The sequence below is a fragment of the Kocuria sp. CPCC 205235 genome (assembly GCF_040980905.1).
In the GTDB taxonomy this organism is placed as follows: domain Bacteria; phylum Actinomycetota; class Actinomycetes; order Actinomycetales; family Micrococcaceae; genus Kocuria; species Kocuria carniphila.
In genome coordinates, this window is record NZ_JAVKPR010000022.1 from 15,579 (window position 1) to 40,649 (window position 25,071).

22 protein-coding genes and 1 pseudogene are annotated in these 25,071 nt (G+C 65.2%); 14 read left to right on the forward strand and 9 right to left on the reverse strand.

Going from position 1 to position 25,071, the window contains the following annotated elements; all coding sequences use genetic code 11:
- Window positions 1–101 precede the first annotated feature (101 nt).
- The gene (locus RF638_RS13045) at window positions 102–521 is read right to left on the reverse strand and encodes an organic hydroperoxide resistance protein (RefSeq protein WP_095797153.1); all 420 of its coding nucleotides are present in this window, start codon (window positions 519–521) and stop codon (window positions 102–104) included.
- Between the two features lie 82 nt (window positions 522–603).
- Between RF638_RS13045 and RF638_RS13050 the strand changes: the two genes are divergently transcribed.
- The 3 genes from RF638_RS13050 (at window position 604) to RF638_RS13060 (ending at window position 2,364) form a co-directional block, all read left to right on the forward strand.
- Window positions 604–1,050 carry a MarR family winged helix-turn-helix transcriptional regulator gene (locus RF638_RS13050; RefSeq protein WP_095797152.1) on the forward strand — a complete coding sequence of 149 codons (447 nt, stop codon included), beginning with the start codon at window positions 604–606 and terminating at the stop codon, window positions 1,048–1,050.
- A 67-nt stretch (window positions 1,051–1,117) separates the two neighbouring features.
- On the forward strand, window positions 1,118–1,957 hold the full coding sequence (locus RF638_RS13055) for an NAD(P)H-binding protein (RefSeq protein ID WP_368842186.1): 840 nt from the start codon (window positions 1,118–1,120) through the stop codon (window positions 1,955–1,957).
- Complete coding sequence (locus RF638_RS13060; protein WP_368842187.1) at window positions 1,954–2,364, forward strand: hypothetical protein; 411 nt, start codon at window positions 1,954–1,956, stop codon at window positions 2,362–2,364. The genes RF638_RS13055 and RF638_RS13060 overlap by 4 nt, the downstream gene beginning before the upstream one ends.
- 68 nt (window positions 2,365–2,432) lie before the next feature.
- Here the strand turns inward: RF638_RS13060 and RF638_RS13065 are convergent, their stop codons facing one another.
- From RF638_RS13065 to RF638_RS13075, 3 genes and pseudogenes are all read right to left on the reverse strand, one after another.
- Window positions 2,433–3,308: a serine hydrolase gene (locus tag RF638_RS13065; protein ID WP_368842188.1), complete on the reverse strand. Its 876-nt coding sequence runs from the start codon at window positions 3,306–3,308 to the stop codon at window positions 2,433–2,435.
- Window positions 3,305–3,943 (reverse strand): hypothetical protein, encoded by a 639-nt coding sequence (locus RF638_RS13070; RefSeq protein ID WP_368842202.1) that lies wholly within the window; start codon window positions 3,941–3,943, stop codon window positions 3,305–3,307. The genes RF638_RS13065 and RF638_RS13070 overlap by 4 nt, the downstream gene beginning before the upstream one ends.
- Window positions 3,944–3,964: 21 nt before the next feature.
- Window positions 3,965–4,135 (reverse strand): annotated as a pseudogene (locus tag RF638_RS13075) (LysR family transcriptional regulator); the annotation flags it as partial.
- An 88-nt stretch (window positions 4,136–4,223) separates the two neighbouring features.
- On the opposite strand from RF638_RS13075, the gene RF638_RS13080 reads away from it, so the two are divergent.
- Window positions 4,224–6,152 carry a penicillin-binding transpeptidase domain-containing protein gene (locus tag RF638_RS13080; protein WP_368842189.1) on the forward strand — a complete coding sequence of 643 codons (1,929 nt, stop codon included), beginning with the start codon at window positions 4,224–4,226 and terminating at the stop codon, window positions 6,150–6,152.
- Window positions 6,153–6,238: 86 nt separating this feature from the next.
- Here RF638_RS13080 and erm read toward each other — a convergent pair whose 3' ends face one another.
- Together erm and RF638_RS13090 are read right to left on the reverse strand one after the other, a co-directional pair.
- Window positions 6,239–7,000, reverse strand: a complete 762-nt coding sequence (gene erm / locus RF638_RS13085) for a 23S ribosomal RNA methyltransferase Erm (RefSeq protein ID WP_129700270.1) — start codon at window positions 6,998–7,000, stop codon at window positions 6,239–6,241.
- 394 nt (window positions 7,001–7,394) lie between these two features.
- Window positions 7,395–8,072, reverse strand: coding sequence for a GntR family transcriptional regulator (locus tag RF638_RS13090; protein ID WP_223285933.1), 678 nt, complete (start codon window positions 8,070–8,072; stop codon window positions 7,395–7,397).
- A 110-nt stretch (window positions 8,073–8,182) separates the two neighbouring features.
- On the opposite strand from RF638_RS13090, the gene RF638_RS13095 reads away from it, so the two are divergent.
- Genes RF638_RS13095 through purU form a run of 6 tightly spaced genes read left to right on the forward strand, consistent with a single transcriptional unit; the run spans window position 8,183 to window position 16,956 of the window.
- On the forward strand, window positions 8,183–10,672 hold the full coding sequence (locus RF638_RS13095; protein WP_368842190.1) for an FAD-dependent oxidoreductase: 2,490 nt from the start codon (window positions 8,183–8,185) through the stop codon (window positions 10,670–10,672).
- Between the two features lie 53 nt (window positions 10,673–10,725).
- Entirely contained in the window at window positions 10,726–11,943 is a 1,218-nt protein-coding gene (locus tag RF638_RS13100) for a sarcosine oxidase subunit beta family protein (RefSeq protein ID WP_368842191.1), read from the forward strand.
- Window positions 11,944–11,959: 16 nt separating this feature from the next.
- A complete protein-coding gene (locus RF638_RS13105; RefSeq protein WP_368842192.1) occupies window positions 11,960–12,328 on the forward strand; it encodes a sarcosine oxidase subunit delta in 369 nt (122 codons plus the stop codon).
- The gene (locus RF638_RS13110) at window positions 12,325–15,252 is read left to right on the forward strand and encodes a 2Fe-2S iron-sulfur cluster-binding protein (protein ID WP_368842193.1); all 2,928 of its coding nucleotides are present in this window, start codon (window positions 12,325–12,327) and stop codon (window positions 15,250–15,252) included. Before RF638_RS13105 ends, RF638_RS13110 begins: the two co-directional genes overlap by 4 nt.
- A complete protein-coding gene (locus tag RF638_RS13115) occupies window positions 15,245–16,054 on the forward strand; it encodes a sarcosine oxidase subunit gamma (RefSeq protein ID WP_095797141.1) in 810 nt (269 codons plus the stop codon). Before RF638_RS13110 ends, RF638_RS13115 begins: the two co-directional genes overlap by 8 nt.
- Window positions 16,054–16,956, forward strand: coding sequence for a formyltetrahydrofolate deformylase (purU, locus tag RF638_RS13120; RefSeq protein ID WP_368842194.1), 903 nt, complete (start codon window positions 16,054–16,056; stop codon window positions 16,954–16,956). Before RF638_RS13115 ends, purU begins: the two co-directional genes overlap by 1 nt.
- An 85-nt stretch (window positions 16,957–17,041) precedes the next feature.
- Here the strand turns inward: purU and RF638_RS13125 are convergent, their stop codons facing one another.
- Both RF638_RS13125 and RF638_RS13130 read right to left on the reverse strand, forming a co-directional pair.
- Window positions 17,042–17,878, reverse strand: a complete 837-nt coding sequence (locus tag RF638_RS13125) for an IclR family transcriptional regulator (protein WP_368842195.1) — start codon at window positions 17,876–17,878, stop codon at window positions 17,042–17,044.
- Between the two features lie 114 nt (window positions 17,879–17,992).
- Entirely contained in the window at window positions 17,993–18,355 is a 363-nt protein-coding gene (locus tag RF638_RS13130; RefSeq protein ID WP_016998341.1) for a bifunctional 3-phenylpropionate/cinnamic acid dioxygenase ferredoxin subunit, read from the reverse strand.
- A gap of 346 nt (window positions 18,356–18,701) precedes the next feature.
- Here RF638_RS13130 and RF638_RS13135 point away from each other — a divergent pair, with 346 nt between their 5' ends.
- From RF638_RS13135 to RF638_RS13150, 4 genes are all read left to right on the forward strand, one after another.
- Window positions 18,702–19,892 (forward strand): NAD(P)/FAD-dependent oxidoreductase, encoded by a 1,191-nt coding sequence (locus tag RF638_RS13135; RefSeq protein WP_368842196.1) that lies wholly within the window; start codon window positions 18,702–18,704, stop codon window positions 19,890–19,892.
- A gap of 64 nt (window positions 19,893–19,956) precedes the next feature.
- Entirely contained in the window at window positions 19,957–21,099 is a 1,143-nt protein-coding gene (locus RF638_RS13140; RefSeq protein WP_368842197.1) for an aromatic ring-hydroxylating dioxygenase subunit alpha, read from the forward strand.
- The gene (locus RF638_RS13145) at window positions 21,096–23,087 is read left to right on the forward strand and encodes a BCCT family transporter (protein ID WP_368842198.1); all 1,992 of its coding nucleotides are present in this window, start codon (window positions 21,096–21,098) and stop codon (window positions 23,085–23,087) included. The genes RF638_RS13140 and RF638_RS13145 overlap by 4 nt, the downstream gene beginning before the upstream one ends.
- 1 nt (window position 23,088) lies before the next feature.
- Complete coding sequence (locus tag RF638_RS13150) at window positions 23,089–24,372, forward strand: FAD-dependent oxidoreductase (protein WP_368842199.1); 1,284 nt, start codon at window positions 23,089–23,091, stop codon at window positions 24,370–24,372.
- 95 nt (window positions 24,373–24,467) lie between these two features.
- Here the strand turns inward: RF638_RS13150 and RF638_RS13155 are convergent, their stop codons facing one another.
- The gene (locus RF638_RS13155) at window positions 24,468–24,947 is read right to left on the reverse strand and encodes a hypothetical protein (protein ID WP_368842201.1); all 480 of its coding nucleotides are present in this window, start codon (window positions 24,945–24,947) and stop codon (window positions 24,468–24,470) included.
- Between the last annotated feature and the right edge of the window lie 124 nt (window positions 24,948–25,071).

Consider the following 25,071-nt stretch of genomic DNA (forward strand, 5'->3'; position numbering starts at 1 on the left):
GCGGATGCAAGGTGACGTGGGTCGGAAGGCAGGCCGGAGCGGCGGCGGGCGGCGCGTGCCCGCTCAGAGCGAGACCGCGCCGCCCAACTCCATTGAGAGATTTACTCGTCAGTGACGCGCAGCTCGACCTCGATGTTGCCGCGAGTCGCATTGGAGTACGGGCAGACCTGGTGCGCCTGTTCGACCAGTTCCCGAGCTTCGTCTTCGGGCAGGTTGGGGATGACGGCCTCGAGGACCACGGACAGGCCAAAGCCCTCGCCTTCCTTGCCGATGCTTACCTGGGCGCCCACGGCGGAATCGCCCAGGTCCTTCTTCGCGGACTTGGCCACCATCTGTAAGGCCGAGTGGAAGCACGCGGCGTACCCGGCGGCGAACAGCTGCTCGGGGTTGCTGCCGTTGCCGCTGCCACCCATTTCCTTGGGCGGGGCCAGGTCGATGGAGACGCGGTCGTCGCTGGTGCTGACGTGGCCGGAGCGGCCGTCGCCGGTGCTCAGGGCTTCTGCGGTGTACATCGGTTCCATGATGTCTCCTTCTGTTGTTGAGATGACACAACTATATTGCGCACAATCTAAATGTGTCCAGGGTTCTTGCTAAAATTCCCCTGTGACCGCCTCGACCTCTCCGCTGGATCTCGACAACCAGCTGTGTTTCGCCCTCTACCGCGCCAGCCATGCCGTGGTGCGCGCCTACAAATCTGAGCTCGACCAACTGGGTCTGACGTACCCGCAGTACCTGGTCATGCTCGCGCTCTGGCAGGAAAGCAAGCCGCAGGGCGTGGGCCAGCTCGGAGACCTCCTCGGCCTGGACAGTGGCACCCTCACCCCGGTGCTGCGCCGACTCGAGCAGCGCGGGCTCGTGGTTCGGCGCCGCGACGAGCACGACGAACGACGCCGCTTGATCGGCCTCACTGATGCCGGTCGCGATCTCCGCGCGCTCGCCGAGAAGGTTCCCGAGAAGATTGCGGCGCGGTTCCCCATGCAGGGGAAGGACTATCACCAGCTGATGGCGCAGCTCGGGGACATTGCTCAGGCGTTCGACAGTGACCGCTGAACTTCTGACGTCCGGTGAATGTGATCGCGGGCAGCTGCTTCTCGGTCGCGAATGAAAGGCTTGAGTCATGACTCACCACGTACTTCTGGCCGGTTGCGGTGATCTCGGCACTGCCCTGGGGCAGCGACTTGTGCAGCGCGGTTGGCGCGCCACGGGGGTACGACGCCGCCCCGATCACCTTCCGGCGGAGATCTCACCTTTCGCTCTGGATCTGATGGATCCGGGAACAGTTGCGTTGCCGTCGGCTGATGCCGTGGTCATCACTCTGACCGCCGACGGTCGCGACGTAGATGCCTATGAACGTACATATTTGGGCGCCTTGCGAGGCTTGCATCGCGCACTGCTCTCGGGTGAAAGTGCGCCCAAGCGCGTAGTGCTGGTGTCCTCAACCGGGGTGCTGGGTGGCGGTGACGGAGAGGTCGTTACGGAAGAAACCGCACCTTCTCCTGAGCGGGACACTGCCCGTGTGCTGCTGGCGGCAGAAGAGCTGGCGGCGGAACTGTTCCCCGGTCTGGTGATCGTTCGACCGGCGGGGATTTATGGGCCGGGACGGACGTCGTTGATCGACCGAGTGCGCCGGGGCGATGCTCTGGCTCATAACCGCATGACTAATCGGATCCATCGGGACGATCTGGTCACTGTGCTGCAGGCGGTGCTGGAGTCTCCCGGGCCACCCCCGTTGTTGCATGCCGTGGACACCGAACCCGCGCTGTTGGGGGATGTGGCCGCGCACATTGCCGGGTTGCTGGGTGTCCCCGTGTCTCCGGACAGCTCCACAACTTCTGGCGGCGCGCCTCGGGGCAAAGTGCTGGACGCATCTCTGATGCACCGATTTGTGGGGGAACTCCGGTACCCCACCTACCGCGAAGGGTATGACGCGCTGCTGTCCTCCGGAGAGTCTGCGTGACGGTGCACTGGCTGCTGCCGATTAATCCGGCCGCGCACCTGGAGTTCCAGCCGACGGATTGGCTGACCCGTTCCGATGCCACCGCCGCGTGGGAGGCCATCGGGTGCTCGCAGCAGATCGATCGGTGGTGTCTGCGGAGCGGTTATCGGAGCATGCGGGCCGGTGATGTGATCTGGGCGTACCTGTCCAAGCGGCAGGAGGTGTGCGCCGTCGGCGTGGTGCGGTCGGTATCCGAGGAGGCTGATGGCTGGTATGTATACGTCAATTGGGATACGAAACGGACGGCTCAGCTGTGCCGCGAGCCGATCCCACGGGCGGAGTTCGGGCAGGTGCCCATGTCGACGTGCCGGGCGAACGATACAGCGGCGGCTGTCTTGAAAAAGTCCTACGAATCTCTGCCTTCTTGAATCCCTGTCCTCGCGGGCCTCACCGAACGAGCGCGGGGCGGGATCAAGGGCCGCCCCAGGGCCCGCGATTACTCCCCTGTCCACCCCTGCCTCATCGCCTGAACGATCACGGCCGCGATGTGGCCCACGGCAGCATGAGCGAGGGGCTGCTGCTGGGCAGCGCGTGCGGAGCGGGTCATCACACTGATGATCACCGGAGGCTCACCGGGATGGGTGACCGCGCCCGCTTCATGGCGGTACGGCCCCCAAGTGCCGGTCTTGCCGGCAACCTCCACGCCGTCGTAATCGAACCCGCTCGCCAACCGATGTCGAAAGAGCTGCTGCCCCAGGACGGCCCGCATCCAGGAGCAGAGCTCCGGAGTCGCAAGCTGATTGGTCCACAGCCGCTCCAGAATTGCGCGCAGATCAGAGGCGGAGGTGACGCTGAAGAGCTGCAGGTCGGTCTTCTCTGACGTGAACATTTCCAATTCATTGGGCCAGAGATCGTCGCCTGTCGTCAGTTCCCTGCGGGAGAAGTCCTGCCGCCCGGTGTCGACGATGCTTGTGGCATCGGCGCCCCAGGTGTTCAGTTTCTCCTGGATGTACTCGGCCCCTAGATCGGACCAGATCCAGTGGGCTGCCGTGTTGTCCGAGACGATCAGCATGGACCGCACCAGATCCCGGTAGCTGAGTTCCACAGGATCATCGCTGAGCGAGAGTCCCGTCGGCCCGTCCCGACGGACGTGTTCGTCGACCAGTATTCGGCGGCGCGGATCCACGATCCCCTCCGCGGTCGCCTCCAGCCAGGCCGCCGCCACGATGAGCTTGTACGTGGAACCCGCAGTCCAGGGAACATCGGCGCGCACGTCGAACCGTGTTCCGGTGCCAAGGTGACGGGCGCTGACGGTGAACTCGACAACGGCGTCGTCGGCGATCTGTTCCAGTGAGTCCTCGAGCCACGTCATGAGTGATCCTGGTGGTCGAATACCGCGGTGAAGGCTTCCGCCCATCCAGCGTCGTCCCGAATGGTGGGCTGAACAACGAGCTGAAATCCAGCCCGTAGCAGGGCGGAATCAACGCGCCGACCTGTGCACCCGGGAACCTCGCGGCCCAGGTTGAGCACGCACCCGCCTCGGGCGATGACATTGAACGCGGCCACATCGTCCTCGACTTCGGTGAGGGCTGCCGCGGCCCCGGCACGATGCACACCGTCCTGGACTTCTTGCGCCGCGGCTGTGTTCCAGCGACGCGGTGAAACGCCAAGTTCGGCCCCCGCCGCCGTGCGCAACTGTGCGGCCGTGGTGATGGCGCCCCCGCGCCGGGTAGTCCAGAGCGTCACCTGCGCTGCTGCGCCAACCAGCGGCTTCACACCGGTGAACAGGGCTGGGGTGACGACGACGCCGGCGGCCAACGCTCCCGAACGCACGTCCGCTAGGCACTGGGCGCTCGAGCCGCGCACGGCGGTCACTGGTTGCAGACGTTGAATGAGTGCAAGAGCAAACTCTTGGGGAACCTCGTGGGCGATCCCGAGCAACGGAACCGCTCGATCGCGGGTGGCCACGAAGTCCTGCTCGGCCCTGATCAGAGTGCGAGCTCGCATCAGAGTCGTCTCGCCATCTCGGGTGAGAGTCACGCCGGAGCCAGATCGAATGAACAGTTGGCATCTCAGCACGGTTTCAAGCTGTCGAATGGCCTGCGACAACGCTGGTTGACTCATTCCGAGTTGCTCCGCTGCGCGGCCGAAATGCAGGTGCTCACTCACGGCCACGAAACACGAAGCGAGCCGAGTCATATTGACCGCCACGATAACTCCCTACTTATGGATATTGGCCTCTCATCATATTGGACCTATGGAGGCGATGGATCCTAGGTTCAGAAGCATGGAATCCACCAACCGACGAACCTTCCTCACATGGTCCGGGCTGGGGCTTGCAACCGTTTCCGCCGCGATGCTCAGTTCTTGTTCCGCAGCGCGATCAGCTAGCCCCACCACGGTTGCGGATCAGTTGGCCACGGCGCTGCACGAGGGCGATATCGCGGGGGTGCCCATGGTGTCGACTCCTCCGGACACTCGAGCGTTCCTGGCTGAGCGGATGCAGGGCTCACAGCGCCCGAACGTTGAAATTCTTGGGGTGGATGAAAGCGATGAAGGGGCGAGCGCGCGGCTCGGTTTCACCTGGCCGTCGTTCGACCCGGAGCAGTCATGGAGTTATGAGTCGCAAGCGCAGCTCGTGAAGGTCGAGGGTGATTGGCGGGTTCGGTGGGAGGATTCGATCCTGCACCCCGAACTTGAGGAGGGGCAGGGCTTGGCCTTGGCCACCATTCCTGGTGAGCGCGCGCGAATACTTGGCCAGAACGACGTCGCTCTGGTGTCCAACCAGCACGTTCACCTCCCCGGGATCAACAAGGAGGGCTTGACGGACGAGCAGGCCGCGGCGTCCGCCAAGAAGCTCGCCGCTGTACTCGATATCGACCCCAAGGGTTATCAGGAGAAGGTCGCCGCCTACGGCCCAGAAGCGTTCGTCGATGCCTTGACGTTGCGACGGTCAGATTTCCTCGAGCTGGACTCTGCCGCGCTGAAGACCATTACCGGCTATGAGGCAATGACCACCACCATGCCGCTTTCGCTCGACCGCGGTTTCGCCACCGCAGTGTTGGGAACGGTGCACCAGCCGTCCGCGGAGGACATTGAGACGCGGGGTGACGCGGTGAAAGATGCCGAATGGATCGGTGCGGGAGGGCTCCAAGAGGCCTTCGACGAAAAACTTCGCGCGGCGCCGTCGTTCCGGGTGACGATCCGGGAGCTGGACGGCTCCGCACCGCCGATGTCCCAGGGGCCGTTATGGGAACAAAAGATGCCCGAGGAGACACCCCTCAGAACGACTATCGATGCGGATCTGCAAAAGGCGGCCGAACGCATCATCAAGAACACCGACAGCCCCAGCGCAATCGTGGCGGTGCAACCCTCTACCGGCGACATTCTCGCGGCGGCCTCCGGTCCGGAGGACAACGCGTACCCGACCGCCACGATCGGCCAGTACGCGCCGGGGTCCACTTTCAAGATTGCGACGGCGCTCGCGATGCTTCGTCACGGTGACTCGCCTCAATCCACTGTGCAGTGCTCGGAGTCCATCACCGTGGATGGCCAGACTTTCAAGAACGCAGGAACCTACCTGCCGGATCATCTGGGCGACATTTCTCTCCGGGAGGCGATCGCGCAGAGTTGCAATACCGCGTTGATCGACAAACACGATTCCGTGAGTCAGGGGGATCTCGCCACCGCCGGCGAAGCACTGGGCATTGGGGCGGAATGGGATATTGGCATTCCCGCGTACTCGGGCAACATCCCGCGTGACGATGCAGGCACCGAGCATGCGGCGTCGATGATTGGCCAGGGCAGGATTCAGACCTCTCCGCTGGGCATGGCGGTTTTTGCCGCGAGCGTGGTTCGGGGGCGTGCGGTGTGTCCGCAGCTCGTGCCTGAAGAGAAGCCCGCCCGAGAGCTGCCATCGGATCTGACCGAGCAGGAAGCGGCGCAATTGCGTGAACTCATGCGCGCGGTGGTCATAGAAGGACACCTTGACCGACTGAACAATCATCCGGGCGGAGAGGTCCTGGGCAAGACCGGCACCGCGGAGTTCGGTCAACCGGACCCGGCTCGGGGTGGTTTTCCTCGGACTCATTCATGGGTGATCGTGGCGCAGGGCGACCTCGCGTTCTCCGTGTTTGTCGAGGATGGGGACTACGGTTCCGTCACCGGTGCACCGCTGGCCAAGGAGTTCTTGGATGCGGCGTACGAGGCGCGGTAATCCGCTGCTGGGGTCTCGTACCTGGATGATGTGGAACGAGACCCCGTTACAGCGGGTGACCGGGCGCTGTGGCGAGCTGAACTTACCTAGGCGTTGAGTTGCTTCCACAGTGCAGCCCATTGTTCCGCCGTGAGATCCCGGGGCAACGCCCCCTGTGGCACGCGCGCTGTTACGAGCGCCGACTTCACCCGACCGCGGTCATTCCGCCACGCATTCTGGATGATTTGTGTCAGGGTTCTTCCACGACCCGTAAAGACCGCCTTCACAAAACGCTCGTAGGCCTCCTTCTGAGTGGCTGGGATTAGCGGCGGTCCACGGCGAATGATCTCCAGGATCCCTCCGTCCACAGTGGGCTGGGGCGAGAATCCCCACGCAGGAACACGCCCTCGCAAAGAGAACTCGTACCACGGTGAGGACTGCGCCGTCATCATGGTGCCCCCACCCACGCCGGCGCGTTTACGGGCCACTTCCCACTGGGTCAGAAGAATGGTCCGGTGCCATTCATGGCTGCTGAGCACGCGACGAAGCAATGGCGTAGTCAGGTGGAAGGGGATGTTGCCGACCACAACGGATGTAGTCAGGGGGTAGATCATGGCGTCAGCGTGTTCAACCTGAACGCCCGGCAGTCTGTTGCGTAATGTCCGGACGCGGTGCTCATCAATGTCGATCGCGGTGAGAGGCCGGTCCAGTGTGGCCAAACGGCGGGTCAGCGCGCCGTCGCCGGCACCGATTTCCAGGATGGGCCCCTGCGTTTGGGCAACCAGGCCAATGATGTGGCTGATGGTCGGTTTATGGGTGAGAAAATTCTGGCCGAGTTCGTGACGGCCGCCGAATTGAGAACGAGACATGAGTGCGCTCCATCGAAAAGAGTGTGGAAAACCTCGGTGGGTGTGGGATCACGAAACGGAGTGACCGAAGTGGCCCCACCGAGGTGCAGGGCATCTCGGTGGTGACGGCGCGCTCTAGCGCAAAAGGGCGATCGCGTCGTCAGTAACGGCGGTCGCGGTGCGTGAAGAAGCGCCACATCACGGGCGCAGTGCATATCGTTCCCACGGGCCGAGACTGTACCAGTAGTCGGTGTCACGTGCTAGGCGTACATTGGGTGCACCAGGCCACCTGTAGTGGTTGGAACTCTGCATGCGCCACCTCGTCGATAGCGCCACGTTGCCCGCCGGGGTGCTGTTGGTGACCTACCGGCGCGGGTGATCCCAGCTATTCCGTCGGGCGCCAGCGAGACTTAGGTCAGGCAGCGAACAACGCTGAACGCACGGCCGCTTCGAATCCTTCGACGTGCCGGCGAGCCAGAGCAGAGGCCTGTTCTTCGTTGCCGTCGATGATCTCTTGCAGCAGTTGCACGTGCTCCTGAACATGCTCCGTCAATCGGGGCAATCGATCGATCACCATGCACCAGATGCGGGTGGCCAGATTGTTGTAGCGGATCAGAGTGTCCTCAAGATAAGGATTACCCGCGGCCCGGTAGACGGCCCGGTGCACCATGGAGTCGCAGGTCAGGATTTCCGTGACGCTGGCGTGCTCGATATCGAAACCGCGAAGCTGCTCCTGAATGTCCACAAGCTCCGACCGCGTAGCCGCGGTTGCCACGCGCGCAGCCCGGGAGGCGGCCATCGGCTCCAGCTGCATCCTGATTTCCGAGACATAGACCAGATCGGTGATTTCCACTCGCGTGGCAAAAGTCCCTCGCTTGGGGTAACTCACCACCAGCTTGTCGGCTTCGAGCCTTTTCAGAGCCTCGCGCACCGGTGTTCGGCCCATGCCCAAGCCCTCGGCCAGGGCGGCGTCGTTCAACGGGTCGCCGGGGCGGATCTCCAGCGTGAGTAGCTGCTGGCGCAGGGCCTCGTAGGCCGTGTCGGCCAGCGAAGATCGCTTGGATGCCGATTGCTCCGTACCCGTAATGCTCACGTCCGCCGGACCTCCCACAGTGATTTTCAGTGCACCCTTGACCGGTGAACAAGTGTTATCTACGCTACATGAAACTCTAATATATAAGTTGTTCAGGTCAGGAGTGCCACATGTCCACACCGCGCATCGTCATTATCGGAGCAGGCATTGTCGGCACGAACCTGGCGGACGAACTCGTTGCCCGAGGCTGGGACAACATCACGGTTCTCGACCAAGGCCCCCTGAACATGCCTGGCGGATCCACGTCGCACGCGCCCGGGTTGGTGTTCCAGACGAACCCTTCCAAGACCATGACCCGGTTCGCCGATTACACGGTGAGCAAGCTCAAGGACCTTCAGAAGGACGGCACCTCCTGCTTCAACCAGGTGGGCGGGCTGGAAGTGGCCACCACCGAAACCCGCTGGGCCGACCTGCATCGCCGGCTTGGCTACGCGACCTCCTGGGGACTCGAAGGCCGGCTGCTGGACTCCGCCGAATGCAAGGCGCTCTACCCCCTGCTCAACGAGGAGCTCGTGCTGGGCGGCCTGCACGTCCCGACCGACGGCCTGGCGCTCGCGGCCCGCGCCGTCCAACTTCTGATCCAACGCACCACCGAGGCCGGGGTCACCTACCGCGGCTCCACCGAGGTCGTGGACATCGAACAGTCCGGCGGTCGGGTCACCGGCGTGCGCACCACGGACGACGTCGTTCCGGCAGACATCGTCGTCTCTTGCGCCGGGTTCTGGGGCCCAAAAATCGGCCGGATGGTGGGCATGGATGTGCCCCTGCTGCCCCTGGCCCACCAGTACGTGAAGACCACTCCGGTCCCAGATCTCGAGGGCCGCAATGAACAGCCCAACGGTGCCGGCCTGCCGATCCTCCGCTTCCAGGACCAGGACCTCTACTACCGCGAACACGGCGACCGCTACGGCATCGGCTCCTACGCCCACCGACCCATGCCCGTGGACCCCAATGACCTGGGCGAGTACGCCGCGGATGAGATCAGCGAGCGCCACATGCCCTCCCGCCTGGAGTTCACCCCCGAAGACTTCGCGCCGTCATGGGAAGCCTCGCAACAACTGCTGCCCGGGTTGCGCGACACCGAGATCGAGGATGGCTTCAACGGCATTTTCTCTTTCACCCCGGACGGCGGCCCTCTCATGGGGGAGTCCTCGGAGGTGGATGGTTTCTACATTGCAGAGGCCGTGTGGGTCACGCACTCGGCCGGAGTCGCCAAGGCCATGGCGGAGTTGATCACCACCGGTCGTTCGGAAACGGACCTGGGCGAATGCGATGTGAACCGCTTCGAGGAGATCCAACTCAGCCCCTCCTACGTCAGCGAAACCTCGCAGCAGAACTTCGTGGAGATCTACGACGTGCTCCACCCGCTGCAGCCGCGTCTGTCACCCAGGGATCTGCGGGTCACCCCCTTCCACGCACGCCAGAAGGCTCTCGGGGCGTACTTCCTGGAGTCCGGCGGCTGGGAACGTCCCTACTGGTTCGAGTCCAACGCCCGCTTGCTCAAGGATCTTCCCACCGACTGGCGCCCACCGGCTCGCGACGCCTGGTCGCAAATGTTCCACTCGCCGATTGCCGCGGTCGAGGCCTGGAAGACCCGCACCGCCGTGGCCATGTACGACATGACACCGCTCAAGCGACTGGAAGTTTCCGGCCCCGGCGCCCTGACTCTCCTGCAGCGGTTGAGCACCAACAACCTGGACAAGAAACCCGGCGCCGTCACCTACACGTTGCTCCTGGACGGCCAGGGCGGGATCCGCAGCGACATCACGGTCGCCCGGTTGGGGGAGCACCTGTTTCAAGTCGGGGCAAACGGCAATATCGACCTCGCCTACCTCATGCGGGAAGCCAAGGCCCAGACCGACGGCGCTGCGCCCGGTGGGTGGGTACAGGTCCGGGATACCACCGGCGGCACCTGCTGCATCGGCCTGTGGGGACCGCTTGCTCGCGAGGTGGTCACGGCCGCCAGCGACGACGACTTCTCCAACGACGCCCTGCGTTACTTCCGCGCCAAAAAAGCACGCATCGGCGGAGTGCCGGTCACCGCCATGCGGCTGTCCTACGTGGGAGAACTCGGCTGGGAAATCTACACCAGCGCGGACAACGGGCAGCGGCTGTGGGACGTGCTGTGGGAGGCCGGTCAGGCTCACGGAATCATCCCGGCGGGACGGGCAGCGTTCTCCTCCCTCCGCTTGGAAAAGGGCTACCGCTCCTGGGGTACGGACATGACCACCGAGCACAACCCGTACGAGGCCGGCCTGGCCTTCGCCGTGCGGCCCGACAAGGAATTCTTCGTCGGCAAGGATGCCCTGGAGGGACTCACCGAGGAGACCGTGGACCGGCGGCTGCGGTGCCTGGTCATCAACCGGACACAGTCCATCGTGCTGGGCAAGGAGCCGGTCTTCCACGACGGCAAGCCGGTCGGTTACGTCACCAGCGCCGCCTACGGTTTTACGCTCGGCAAGCCGATCGCCTATTCCTACCTGCCCTCCTCGGTGCAGCTCGGGGATGAAGTGGAGATCGACTTCTTCGGCACCCGCATTCCCGCCACCGTCACGGCAGACCCGCTCTTCGACCCGGAAATGACCCGACTGCGCGGCTGAGCACCTCACCACACGCACCGCGTCTGAGACATCAGAAAACCGAAGGGGCTGACATGGCCGATCTTCTTCCCGAACACCCCGACTTCCTCTGGCACAACCCGGAGCCGAAGTCCTCCTATGACGTGGTGATCGTGGGCGGTGGAGGCCACGGCCTGGCCACCGCGTACTACCTAGCCTCGCGGCACGGCATCACCAACGTGGCCGTGCTGGAGCGGGGCTGGTTGGCGGGCGGGAACATGGCCCGCAACACCACGATCATCCGGTCCAACTACCTGTGGGATGAGTCCGCGGCCATTTACGAGCATTCGCTCAAGCTGTGGGAGGGCCTACCGGAGGAGCTCGACTACGACTTCCTGTTCTCCCAGCGCGGGGTCATGAATCTGGCCCACACGCTGCAGGATGTGCGCGAAAGCGTGCGGCGGGTCAACGCGAACAAGCTCAACGGCATCGATGCGGAGTGGATCGAACCGGAGCAGGTCAAGGAACTGTGCCCCATCATCAACATCGGCGACGACATCCGGTATCCGATCATGGGCGCGACCTACCAACCCCGGGCCGGCATCGCCAAGCATGACCATGTGGCCTGGGCCTTCGCCCGCAAGTGCGACGAGTTGGGTGTGGACATCATCCAGAACTGCGCCGTCACCGGTTTCGTTCAAGAGGGTGGCCGGGTCGTGGCCGTGGAGACCAGCCGCGGTCGAATCAACGCGGGCAAGGTGGGGCTGTGCGGTGCCGGGCACTCGTCGGTGTTGGCCGAAATGGCCGGGTTCAGGCTGCCCATCCAGTCGCATCCGCTCCAGGCGTTGGTCTCGGAGCTGCACGAACCGGTGCACCCCACCGTGGTGATGTCCAACCACGTGCACGTCTATGTCTCCCAGGCGCACAAGGGCGAACTGGTGATGGGTGCCGGTGTGGATGCCTACAACGGCTACGGTCAGCGCGGTGCATTCCACGTGATCAAGCAGCAGATGGCCGCGGCCGTGGAGCTGTTCCCGATCTTCGCTCGCGCCCATGTGTTGCGCACGTGGGGCGGGATCGTGGACGTCACCCTGGATGCCTCACCGATCGTCTCCAAAACCCCCGTGGGCCAGCTCTACGTCAATTGCGGGTGGGGCACTGGCGGTTTCAAGGGCACTCCGGGTGCCGGTTTCGCCTTCGCTCACACCATCGCCACGGACCAACCCCACCCCCTCAACGAACCCTTCTCGTTGGAGCGGTTCGAGACCGGGGTCCTGATCGACGAGCACGGCGCCGCCGCCGTGGCGCACTAGTAAGGATGGCCGCCAAATGTTGTTGATCGAATGCCCGTACTGCGGGCCCCGCAACGAAACCGAGTACCACTACGGTGGGGAGGCCCACGTGCCCTACCCGCAGGATCCTTTCCAGCTGACCGACCAGCAGTGGGCGGAGTACCTGTTCTACCGCAGCAACCCCAAGGGCCTGATCGCCGAACGCTGGGTCCATTCCGCCGGTTGTCGCCGCTGGTTCAACGCCGTCCGCGACACCGTGACGTACGAGATCAAGACCGTCTACCGGGTGGGCGAGCCCCGGCCATCCCTCACGGAGGATTCGTCCCAGATCTCCTCAGGCACCACCACTGGCGCCTCCACCACAAGCACGACTTCAAGCACCACCCCGATAGGGGGCACCTCATGAACGCCCAACCGTTCCGCCTGCCCGACGATCGCGTGGCCGCCTCCGGTATCGACCGCACCCGGCCCGTTCACTTCACCGTGGACGGTCAAGAGTTCACCGGATACGCGGGGGACACCATTGCCTCCGCGCTGCTGGCTGCAGGCCGCATCAGCTGTGGCGACTCGATGTACCTGGGTCGGCCGCGGGGCATCATGGCCTCCGGGGTCGAGGAGCCCAACGCGCTGGTCAAGATCGCCGCGCGCACTCCGGTGGACGTGGCCGAGTCGATGCTTCCGGCCACCACGGTCGAGCTCACCGACGGTCTGTCCGCCAGCTACCTGCGGGGGATGGGCCAGCTGGATCCGGCCACCGATCACGCCTACTACGACCACAAGTACGCGCACACCGACGTGGTCGTGATCGGGGCCGGCCCCGCCGGTCTGTCCGCCGCCCGAGAGGCTGGCCGCTCCGGCGCCCGGGTAATCCTGATGGACGAGCAACCCGCCCCCGGCGGTGCGTTGCTCTCGGCTCGCGATGAGAAGGTCGACGGCGTTCCCGCCCGTTCCTGGGTCGAGGCCACCGTTGCGGAATTGGCGGGGGAGCCTGAGGTCACCGCCCTGCAGCGCACCACTGCCTTCGGCAGCTACGACAGCAACTACGTTGTGGCCGTTCAACGTCGCACCGACCACCTGGGCATCACGCCGCCTCCGGGGGTCTCGCGGGAGCGGATCTGGCACGTCCGCGCGGGGCAGGTCGTGCTGGCCACCGGAGCTCACGAACGGCCCATCGACTTCGACAACAATGACCGCCCTGGCATCATGCTGGCCTCCGCGGTGCGCAGTTACCTCAACCGCTGGGTCGTCGCCGCAGGCACCCGCGCGGTGGTCGCCACGACCAACGATTCTGCCTACCCACTCGTGGCCGACTTGGTCTCCGCGGGCATCGAGGTGAGCGCGGTGGTCGACTCTCGCGGCGACGTCGGCAAGATCGACGACGCCGCTCGCGGCCTCGCTGCCTCGGCGGGCGTACCGATCATGGCCGGGAGCGCCGTCGTCACCACCCGTGGCGACGGGGAGGGCGGTCGCCTGAGCGGTGTGTCCGTCAGCGCGATCGACGAGGCGGGCCTGCCGACCGACGAGGCACCCATCGAACTCGACGCGGACCTGTTGGCCGTGTCCGGCGGGTGGAGTCCCGTGGTGCATCTGCACAGTCAACGGCAGGGGGCGCTGCGCTGGGACGATGACCTGGCGGGTTTCGTGCCCGCCGCGCCGGTGCGTGACCAGCAGACGGCCGGGGCGCTCAACGGCACCCTGGATCTGGCCGGGTGCCTCGCCGAGGGCGCCCGTGCGGGTGCGGAGGCCGCGGCCCGGGCCGGATTCGAGACCACGGCACAGGAACCGACCGCCGCTGCGGAAACGTCTGCCGCCGCCCGCCCGCTGTGGTTGGTCCCCGCGCCCGCGGGGCAGGACACCGACTGGACGCGGCACGTCGTGGATTTCCAACGCGATCAGACCGTGGCCGACGTGCTGCGCTCCACGGGCGCTGGCATGCGGTCGGTGGAACACGTGAAGCGCTACACCTCCATCAGCACCGCCAACGACCAGGGCAAGACCAGCGGGGTCAACGCGATCGGGGTGATTGCGGCGGCGCTGCAGGACCCGGACGTGGGCGGGATCGGCACCACCACGTATCGCGCGCCCTACACGCCGGTGGCCTTCACCGCGCTCGCGGGCCGACGCCGCGGCGACCTCTACGACCCCGCCCGAAGGACCTCGATCCACCCCTGGCATGTCGCCCACGGAGCCGTGTTCGAGGACGTCGGGCAGTGGAAACGGCCCCGGTACTACCCGCAACCCGGCGAGGACATGGACTCGGCCGTGCTGCGCGAGTGCATCGCGGCGCGCACGGGGGTCGCGTTCATGGATGCGACCACGCTGGGCAAGATCGAGATCCGCGGGACGGATGCGGGCGAGTTCCTCAACCGCGTCTATACCAACGCGTTCAAGAAGCTGAAGCCCGGGATGGGTCGGTACGGGGTGATGTGCACCCCGGACGGCATGGTCTTCGACGACGGCGTGACCCTGCGCCTGGACGATGATCGCTACCTGATGACCACGACCACCGGCGGGGCGGCCAAGGTGCTGGAATGGCTCGAGGAATGGTCCCAAACCGAATGGCCGGAGCTGGACGTCATGTTCACATCGGTCACCGAGCAGTACACGACCGTGGCCGTGGTCGGGCCGAAGTCCCGGGCGGTGATCGCCAAGCTGGCCCCTGAGCTGGATGTCTCCGCCGAGGCGTTCCCGTTCATGGCCTTCCGCGAAACGATCCTGGCTTCAGGGATTCCGGCGAGGATCTGCCGGATCTCCTTCTCGGGCGAGCTGGCCTTCGAGATCAACGTGGCCTCTTGGTACGGGATGTCCGTGTGGGAATCGGTGGCTGAAGCCGGGGCTGAGTTGGGGATCACCCCCTACGGCACCGAAACCATGCACGTGCTGCGCGCGGAGAAGGCGTTCCCGATCGTGGGTCAGGACACCGACGGCACCGTCACACCCCAGGACCTGGGCATGGACTGGGTGGTGTCCAAAACCAAGGACTTCATCGGCAAACGCTCCTACGACCGGCCCAGTGCGACCAGCCCCAACCGCAAGCAATTGGTGGCGGTTTTGCCCGTGGACACCACCTACCGATTGCCGGAGGGCACCCAATTGGTGAACCAGGGGACGCCCATTACTCCGCAGGACGCGCCCGTTCCCATGGTGGGTCACGTGACCTCCAGCTACCGCAGCGCCGCCCTCGACCGAACCTTTGGACTCGCGCTGGTGAAAAACGGCCGCAACCGGATCGGCGAAAAGCTTCAGGCGCCGTTGGACGGTGCACTGGTGGACGTCGTGATTGCCGAACCCGTGCTCTACGACCCCGAAGGGATGCATCGAGATGGCTGAGCAAATCCTGACCGATATCCGCCCACTGCGCCGCAGTCCACTGGCTGACCTGACCGATCTCATGGCCCAGGCAAGCGTGACCGGCGAACGCGGTGTGCGCCTCCGCGAGATCCCGTTCCTGAACATGGTGGGCATCAGGGTCCAACCCGGCTCCGACGCCGCTCAAAACGTCACCTCCGTGGTCGGCCTGCCACTGCCCTCCGGCCACGGACAGGTCACCGGCGATACCGACACCGCCGCGATCCTGTGGCAGGGACCCGACGAGTTTCTGCTGGTCAGCCCCGATGCACTGGCCGCTGAGATCGACCCTCCCGGGGCACGTCGCGGACTTCCCGACGACGCCGCCGCTCCCGCCGACGCCGCTCGGGTCGCCTTGGCAGGCGGGGTCGCCTCCCGTCCCGCGACCGACAGCGCCGCGGGGCCGGCCGGGGGTGCCGATCAAGAAAATCTCGGGGCGGCCCCGACCTTGTCGACGCATCCACTGACGCAAGAGCTGAGTCGGGCCATGGCCGGCCACAAGCAGCGGTCGCACGTGGTGGACCTTTCGGCCAACCGGACCACCCTGGAACTGTCCGGCCCCTCAGCCCGTGCCGTGCTCGAAAAGGGGTGCCCGTTGGATCTGCACCCGCGGGTCTTCGGGCCGGGCACCGCGGTCTCCACCACGCTGGGACTCGTGCAGGTCTTGCTGTGGCAGACCGACGAACAGACCTGGCGGATCATGCCCCGCTCGTCCTTCGCCGTGTACATCGCCCAATGGCTGATGGACGCCATGACCGAATTCGCATCCCAGGAGGTGGCGTGATGACCGCGCCAACAGAAATCGTAGAAACCAACGTGCCCGGAGCGGCGTCGTCGGAATTGGTGCTCACGCTGGACTGCCCCGAAACCCTGGGAATCGTGCACGCGGTGAGCGGGGTACTCCTGGATCACGGGTGCAACATTGTGGAGCTCACGCAGTTCGATGACCGGCGGCGGGGACATTTCTTCATGCGCGTCCACGTGGCGCCGATGGCCGGGGGCACCCTGGATCGCGACGCGCTGTATAAAGACCTGGAACCGGTGGCGGAACGCTTCGAGATGAACTGGCAACTCAATGTGCACGGGGCCAAGCGGCGGGTGCTGGTGATGGTCTCCAAGTTCGGCCACTGCCTCAATGACCTGCTCTATCGCAGCCGCACCGGGGAGTTGCCCGTGGACATCGTGGCCGTGGTGTCCAACCACCTGGACCATCAGCGACTGGTCGAGTGGCACGGCATCCCGTTCTACCACGTGCCCGTCACCCCGGATACGAAGCCAGAGGCCGAGGCTCACCTGCTGGAACTGGTCGATCGTTGTGAGGTGGATCTGGTGGTCCTGGCCCGTTACATGCAGGTGCTCAGCGATTCACTGGCCACGCGGATGTCCGGGCGGGTGATCAATATTCACCACTCGTTCCTGCCCAGCTTCAAGGGCGCGAAGCCCTATCACCAGGCGTACGAACGCGGGGTCAAAACCGTGGGGGCCACCGCGCACTACGTCAATGCCGAACTCGACGAGGGCCCGATCATTGCCCAACAAACCGTGCAGGTGGACCACACGTTCGGACCGGAGGACCTGGTGGCGGCCGGCCGGGATACCGAATGCAAGGCGCTGTCCGATGCCGTGAAATGGCACTGCGAAGGTCGGGTGATTCTGCAGGGCCTCAGTACCGTGGTGCTGCGCTGAGCGGAGTGGAAGAAGAATCGGCCGGCGTGAGTGGGAGCCGGGACGAGCGTGAGACGGGATAAGCTCCGGAGACCAGCGAGCCGGATCAGCCCTGCGGGTCGTAGCCCAGGCGTTGGCTGATGGTCAGCCCGGCGGCTTTCAGGTCCTCACTCATGGCCAGCATGGTGTCTTCGGTGAAGCGGAAGGCCGGTCCGGAGATGCTGACCGCGGCCACTACGGAGCCCAGGTGGTCCCGCACGGGAACGGCAATGGCGTTGATGCCGATCTCGAGTTCCTCCAGGACAGTGGCGTAATCCTGCGCGGCGACGTCGATCAGTTGCTGTTCGAGCTGACGGCGAGAGGTGATGGTGCGCGCCGTGTAGGACTTGAGGCGGGCCTTCTTGATCAGCTCCGCGCGCTCTGCGGACGTCAGCGCCGCGAGCAGCACCTTGCCGCTCGAGGTGGCGTGCAGGGGCGTGAGGCTACCGATCCAGTCGTGGGTGCCGAGCGACGTCGGCCCAATTTCCTGGGCGACATTGACCGCTACGCCCTCCCGCAGGACGGCGAGATTGACGGTCTCGCGGTATTCGTCGGCGAGCCGCCGGACCTCGTTCTGGGCCTCGGCAACCAGGCTCAACCGAGCGGGGATGGCGTGGGCCAGACGCAGGATTCCGAAACCGAGTTCGTACTTGCCCCACTCGTGATTGGCCATCACCAGGTCGCGCGATTCCAGCGCGCTGATCAGCCGGGACGCGGTGGATTTATGGACCCCGAGCTCCTCGGCCACCTGGCCGACACTCGCGTTGCCCAACCGCCCCAGGAGTTCCAGGACGGTAATGGCCCGGTCCACGGATTGGACGCCGCCCGGAGTCACGCCGTCGCTGGCTGCCGCATCCCCCGGTGTGGAGGACGGCTGAGACGACGATTTTTCGGGGGAGGCCATGCCTGCCATCTTAGTCAGCGCGCCTTTGCGTGCCGTGAGAGGTAGCGGGCCACGCCGACCGGCTGCGAGCGATGGACGAGTGCCGAGCGAAGCCCGGCCGGGGGACCACCCGGCCTACGCGTCCTGAGTTTCGTGGCCGCTCACGGTGAGACCGGGCGGCAGGTTGGGGCGTTCGTTGGACTCCTCGACCATGATGACGCCGTCGACGACCTCCACGCGGTGTGCCCGCACGGGCAACTTGGCCGGGGGTGCATCGACCTGTCCCGTGCGTAGGTCGAACTTGGACGCGTGCAGGGGGCATTCCACTTCGCACCCTTCGACCCAGCCGTCGGCCAGGGAGGCGTCCTGGTGGGTGCAGGTGTCGTCGAGGGCGTACAACTCGCCCTCTTCGGTGTGGAACACGGCGATGGGCGGGGACGTCTCGACTCGGATGGCGTCACCGGGTTCGAGTTCGGAGAGGGGGCAGACCTTGTGCATGGGCGCGGTTCTTTCACTGGGTCCTGGATGAGGGGCCTCGAAAAAGCGGTGAGCAAAATCGCGAGTGGCGCAACTCATGTCGTAATACGCAACATTCTCCGAGCCGGTTTCAGGCAGTGTCAAGGGGTTGAGCCATCGGAAATTCGGCCTGGGCGTTAGGGAACAGCCGTGTTGTGAACAGCGTGTAACCGATCCTCCACACCCCTTGACACCCCTCCGTGACCCGCTTCACACTTAAGCGCATTACGAAGTGTGTTGCGTAATGCGCGTCGTGAGGAACCTGGGTCTCGGGCGTCCCGCTGGTGCAGTTCCGAGGTCCCGACCAGCTAGTCGAAAGGGGTCCATCATGGAATCCCTCGTCATCGTCGGCGCTTCGCTCGCCGGCCTGTCCGCCGCCCGAGCCGCCCGCCGCCAAGGATTCACGGGCCGCCTGGTCATCATTGGTGATGATCCGGAACGCCCCTACGACCGCCCTCCGCTCTCCAAAGAATTCCTCAGTGGCCAGTTCCAGGCGGAGGACCTGACCCTGGAAATCGAGGGAGAACAGCTCGACGCCGAATGGCTGCTCGGCGTGCGCGCCGTCTCGTTCGACCCCGTCGCTCGTGAGATCGCGCTCGAGGACGGGCGCACGGTCCACGCCGATCTCTTGGTCATCGCCACCGGCGCCTCCGCACGGCAGCTGCCGGAGCTCACGGGCCTCGACAACGTGCTGACCCTGCGCACCCTCGAGGACGCACGTAAACTGCGAGCCCTGGTGGAACGCGGTGGTCAGCTGGTGGTTCTGGGTGCCGGATTCATTGGCGCGGAGGTCGCGTCCACGGCGCACTCGCTGGGCCTGCAGGTCACCGTGCTGGAGAAGTCGACCACTCCGCTGTGCGGACCGCTTGGTGCCGAAATGGGTTCCGTGGTGGCACGGCTGCACGAGCAGGCCGGCGTGGAACTGCTGTGCGGGGTCGACATCGACGGCTTCAGCACGGAGGACAACTCCGTCACTCACGTGCGCCTGGCCGACGGCCGCGTGCTTCCGGCAGACCTCGTGGTGGTCGGCATCGGAGCCCAGCCCAACGTGGCCTGGCTGGAAGGCTCGGGGATCGACGTCGGCAATGGCGTGGTCTGCGACGCCGCCGGGCGCACCACCGTGCCCGGGGTCGTGGCCGTGGGCGATTGCGCGGCGTGGCTGGACACCCGCACCGGGCAGCACCGGCGCGTCGAGCACTGGGCCGGTGCGCTGGGCCGTCCGGCCATCGCGGTGGGCGCGTTGCTCGACCACGACGACGCGCACTTGCCCGTGGAGCAGCCCTACTTCTGGTCCTGCCAGTACGGCGCGCGCCTGCAGTTCGTGGGGGACGTGACCGGCTCGGATCGGGTGATCTACGAGCACGGCGGGCCCGGCGAGGAGAGTTTCCTGGCCGTCTACTACGCCGGCGATGATCCCGTGGCCGTTCTGGGCCGGAACCAGCCGAAACAGTTCACGCGCTGGCGCAAGTTCTTGGCCAAACTGGCGGTTTCCTCCGCCGAACAACGCTTGATCGCCTGAACCACAGCAACCGACACCCGATCCCCACTTCCCTCGTGTGAAGTAGTTCTGCAAGGAGGGCCCCGTGTCCACCAACATTGTTTCCGAAAGCCTCATTGCCACGTTGCCGGGCCGCACCTACACCGACCAGAACTTCTTCCGGGCGGAACAGGAGCAGATTTTCGAACGGATGTGGTTCTGCGCCGTGCGCTCCGCGGACCTGGACAAGCCCGGCGCCTACCGGACCGTGCAGGTGGGGCGGGAAAGCATCATCATCACTCGCAACCGCAAGCACGGCATTCGCGCGTTCTACAACGTATGCCGCCACCGCGGAGCCAAGCTGTGCACGGAGGACAGCGGCGAGGCCAAGCGGTCCTTCCAGTGCCCGTACCACGCGTGGACCTACGACTTTGACGGCAAGCTGATTGCCGCGCCCAACCTCACCAAAATGCCGGACATCGGCCGCGAGGAGTACGGCCTGGTGACCATCCCCGTGCGCGAGTACCTGGGATACGTGTGGGTGTGCCTGGCGGACGAGCCGCCATCGTTCGAAGAAGACGTCATGGGTGCCATCGAGGAGCGGCTGGGTGATTCCGAATCCATCCAGGCCTACGACATCGCCCATCTCTCCCTGGGGCGGCGGATCACCTACGACGTGAAGGCCAACTGGAAGCTCATCATTGAGAACTTCATGGAGTGCTATCACTGCGCCACCATCCACCCGGAGCTCACCGAGGTGCTACCCGAGTTCGCGGACGGGCTGGCGGCCCAGTACTTCGTGGGTCACGGCGCGGAGTTCGGGGAGGACGTCAAGGGCTTCACGGTGGACGGCTCCGAAGGCCTGGACCGGATTCCAGGGGTCGACGAGGACCACGACCGCCGCTATTACGCGATCACCATTAAACCCACGGTGTTCGTGAATCTGGTGCCGGACCACGTGATCATCCACCGGATGTTCCCCGTGGCCGTGGACCACACGATCGTGGAGTGCGACTGGTTGTACCTGCCCTCGGTCGTGGAATCCGGTAAGGACGTCTCTGCCTCCGTGGAATTGTTCCACCGGGTCAACCAGCAGGATTTCGATGCATGCGAACGTTGTCAGCCCGCCATGGGGTCTAGGATCTACGCCAAGGGCGGGGTTCTCGTGCCCAGCGAGCACCACATTGGAGTCTTCCACGACTGGGTCATGGCTACAGTCGGAAGCGCTGGCGATGCGAAGGGACCATGATGAGCAGTGAGCATTCGAATGCAGGCACCCCGGATGAAGCGGGCAGCCTAGACCCGGGCACGGAGCCGACAGCGGCCAGTCCCGTGGATGACCTCACCGAGTTGCATCACGCGGAAAAGAACGAAGCGGATATCCTGGCGGCCCTCAAAGAGGGGGTGGAGCGGCGTCGTCGGCCGATCCGAGACCGGTTCGAGGGCCTCGACAAGGTGATCCTGGGCGTGACCGGCGCGATCGTCGTGGCGTTCGTGGTGTGGGGGTTCGTGGGCACCGAGAGCCTGTCGACCACCTCGACCACGGCCCTGAACTGGGTCATGGAGAACACCGGCTGGATCTTCGTGCTGTGCTCGTCCTTCTTCGTGATTTACGTGCTGTGGTTGGCACTGGGCCGGTACGGCGCGATCCCGCTCGGTAAGGACGGCGAGCAGCCCGAGTTCCGCACCACGTCCTGGATTTCCATGATGTTCGCGTGCGGCATGGGCATCGGCCTGATGTTCTACGGCGTGGCCGAACCGCTGTTCCACTACATCTCGCCACCCCCGGCCACGGTGGACGGGCAGACCAGTGAGGCGATCGAGACGGCCATGGCCACCTCGCTGTTCCACTGGACGCTGCACCCGTGGGCGATGTACGCGGTGCTCGGTATCGCCGTCGCGTACGGCACGTTCCGGATGGGTCGCAAGAATCTGCTCTCGGAGGCGTTCGTCTCGCTTTTCGGCCGACGAGCCGTGGACGGTGTGGGCGGGAAGATCATCAATATTCTGGCGATTTTCTCCACGCTGTTCGGCTCGGCGGCCTCGCTGGGCCTGGGCGCGTTGCAGATCGGCAGCGGCCTGCAGTTCAACGGGCTGATCGGTGAGGTCGCCACGCCCATGCTCGTGGCGATCATTGCGGTGTTGACGTTCTGCTTTGTGGCGTCTGCGGTGTCCGGGATTGAGCGCGGCATTCAGTTCCTGGCCAACACCAACATGGTGCTCGCGGTACTCATGGCCGTGGTGATTTTCGTGGTGGGGCCCACCCTGTTCATCCTCAACCTGATTCCCTCCGCGATCGGCTCGTACGTCCAGCAGCTTCCGGACATGGCCGCGCGCACGGAGGCGGTCGGTGACGAGGCCATGCGCGAGTGGCTGTCCGGGTGGACCATTTTCTACTGGGCGTGGTGGATCTCGTGGACGCCCTTTGTGGGCATGTTCATTGCCCGCATCTCCCGCGGGCGCACCATCCGCCAGTTCGTCACCGGCGTGCTGGTAGTTCCGTCGCTGGTGTCCCTGTTGTGGTTCGCGGTCTACGGCGGCACCGCCATCAACATCCAGCACACCGCGGACGGCACCCCCGATCCCAACGACGGCATTGCCACGATGGTCGACGGCGTTCCCACCATTTCGTTCGACGGCGCCCTCTACGACATGTTCAACGGGCTCGACGCACCGCAGTTGCTCACCGCGGGCCTGGCCGTGTTGGCCATGATCCTGACGGGTATCTTCTTTGTCACCGGTGCGGATTCCGCGTCAATCGTCATGGGGTCGCTGAGCTCCCGGGGCACCCTGGAGCCGTCCCGACCCGTGGTGGTCTTCTGGGGCGTACTCATGGGTGGTGTTGCGGCCGTGATGCTCCTGGCCGGTGGCGACACCCCGGACGAGGCGCTGGGCGGGTTGCAGCGGATGACCATTGTGGCGGCGCTGCCGTTCGTGCTGGTGATGTTCGTGCTCTGTATCGCCCTGACCCGCGACCTGCAGGCCGATCCCATGTGGTTGCGCCAGCGACTGTCCGATTCGGTCATGCGACGCACGATCCGCTCCGCCGTGGATGACTACGGTCACCAAAAGTTCACGCTGGTCACACGGGAGAACACCGAACCGGATACGGGGCAGATCCAGGCAATCGACGCCACGGCCGCTGGGCAGCCCATCTACTCGACCCACGAGGGCCACGGGGAGACGCGACGCCGCAGACGGCGTGGCGAACGGGATGAGCCGCGCGACGGAGGCTGACATGTCTCAGGATCCGAAGCCGTCGCCCGGTACTACACGACGCACCACCTGCGCCATCGTCGGCGGTGGCCCGGCGGGCCTGGTGCTCGGCCTGCTCCTTGCCCGGGCAGGCGTGGCGGTCACGGTGCTGGAAAAACACAAGGACTTCCTCCGGGACTTCCGCGGTGACACCGTGCACCCCACCACCCTGGCCCTGCTGGAGGACCTCGGGCTGTTCGAGACTTTCAACGCCATCTCGCACTCCAAGGTCACCCACGTTGACCTGCCCCTTCCCTACGGGTCTTCCGTGCGCATGGTCGACTTCTCGCGCCTGCCCGTGCGCCACCCCTACATTGCGATGGTCCCGCAGTGGGATCTGCTCAGTCTGCTGGCCGAGGCGGCCGCCGCCGAACCCACCTTCACCCTGCTCACCGAGCACGAGGTCACCGGGGTGGTGCGCGAGAACGGGCGGGTGAGCGGCGTCGTCGTGGAATCCCCGCACGGCCCCGGCCGCGTGCTGGCCGACCTCACGATCGCGTGCGACGGTCGCTGGTCCGTGATCCGCCAGGACGTGGGCCTGCCCGCGCGCGAGATCCCCGTGAAGTTCGACGTCTGGTGGTACCGCCTCCCCGCCGTCCGCCACGCGGGCGAGTCGCTGCTGCCGCGCACCGACCGCGGGCGCGTGGCCATTGGCATCCCCCGCGCCGGCTACATCCAGGTCGCGCAGCTCGGGCCCAAGGGCGCCGACGACGCCGTGCGCGCCCGCGGTCTCGACGCCTTCCGGGCCGACGCCGCGGCGTTATTCCCCGAGGCGGCGGACGGGGTGTCCGGGATCGAGTCCATGGCCGACGTGAAGCACCTGGACGTGCGCGTGGACCGACTGCGACGCTGGTACGCCCCGGGTGTGCTGTGCATTGGCGATGCGGCGTACGCAATGTCACCGGTGGGTGGCGTGGGCATCAACTTGGCGGTGCAGGATGCGGTGGCGGCGGCGCGTGTACTGGCGCCGATCTTGCTGGCTGGCACGTTGTCCGGGCGGTCTGAGCAGAGAGTGCTGGCCCGAATCCAACGGCGGCGCATGATGCCCACTGTCTTTGTGCAGGGTCTGCAGCGTGTCCTGCACGCGCGGCTGATCATGCCCGCAATCAACGGTCGGGAACTGCGGCCGCCGATGTGGCTCGTGAAGCTCGTCCGACGGGTGCCCGTGCTCAGTGTGTTCCCGGCGCTCGCAGTGGGTGTGGGGCCGCGGCCGGAGCGGGCGCCGGGGTGGGCGCGGGGGTCTGCTCGGGGCCACCGTGAGGTTTAAGGTTCCCTATTACGTTTTTCGGGACGTTTTACGGGTGTGATGTCTCAGGTCTTTGGTGACAGTTTTGTGTCAGGACATCGGTGACGTTTGGTGTGTCAGGACTTCCGTAACAGTTTCTGTAGTGCTGGGGTGATTTCCAGGGCATGTTTCTTGCTGAAGTACCTCGTGTCCTTGGGCGCGTGGTCGCTTCCTGGGGCGGGGTAGGTGATCAGTAGTTCCCCGTCGGTGGTAGCGATCATGACCGTGTTGTTGTCCCAGACTGCTGCGACCGTGACTCCGGCAAGTCCCAGGCCCAGATGAAAATTCACCGTGTGGATTTGGATGACCCCTATCGAGGACACCAGTCGTAGCCCGTGATCGTCTACGCCCGGGGTCCAGGTGCGGTGCTGCCACTGGGCTGGCCGTGGGCTGGGATCGATGCTCACGGTGTTCTCGGCCGGTAACTGCGGTGGCGGTGCTTTGGGCTGGGCACTCCAGGCCTGGAACGGGGTCACCCGCTCTGGGAGGCCCTGATGAGGGCGTTGGGTGTTATAGATGATCTCGAACTCATCGAGCTGGGTTTGCAGCTGCGACAACGTATCAACCAGGGGTTGTTTAGCCTCGATCCACCGACTCAGGTTAGGGCCGGCGGCCGATATCCCGGATCGGCACTGAGCCGTTTTTTGGCGTGACGTGGTGGCCGGCCTCGCTACCGGTGGT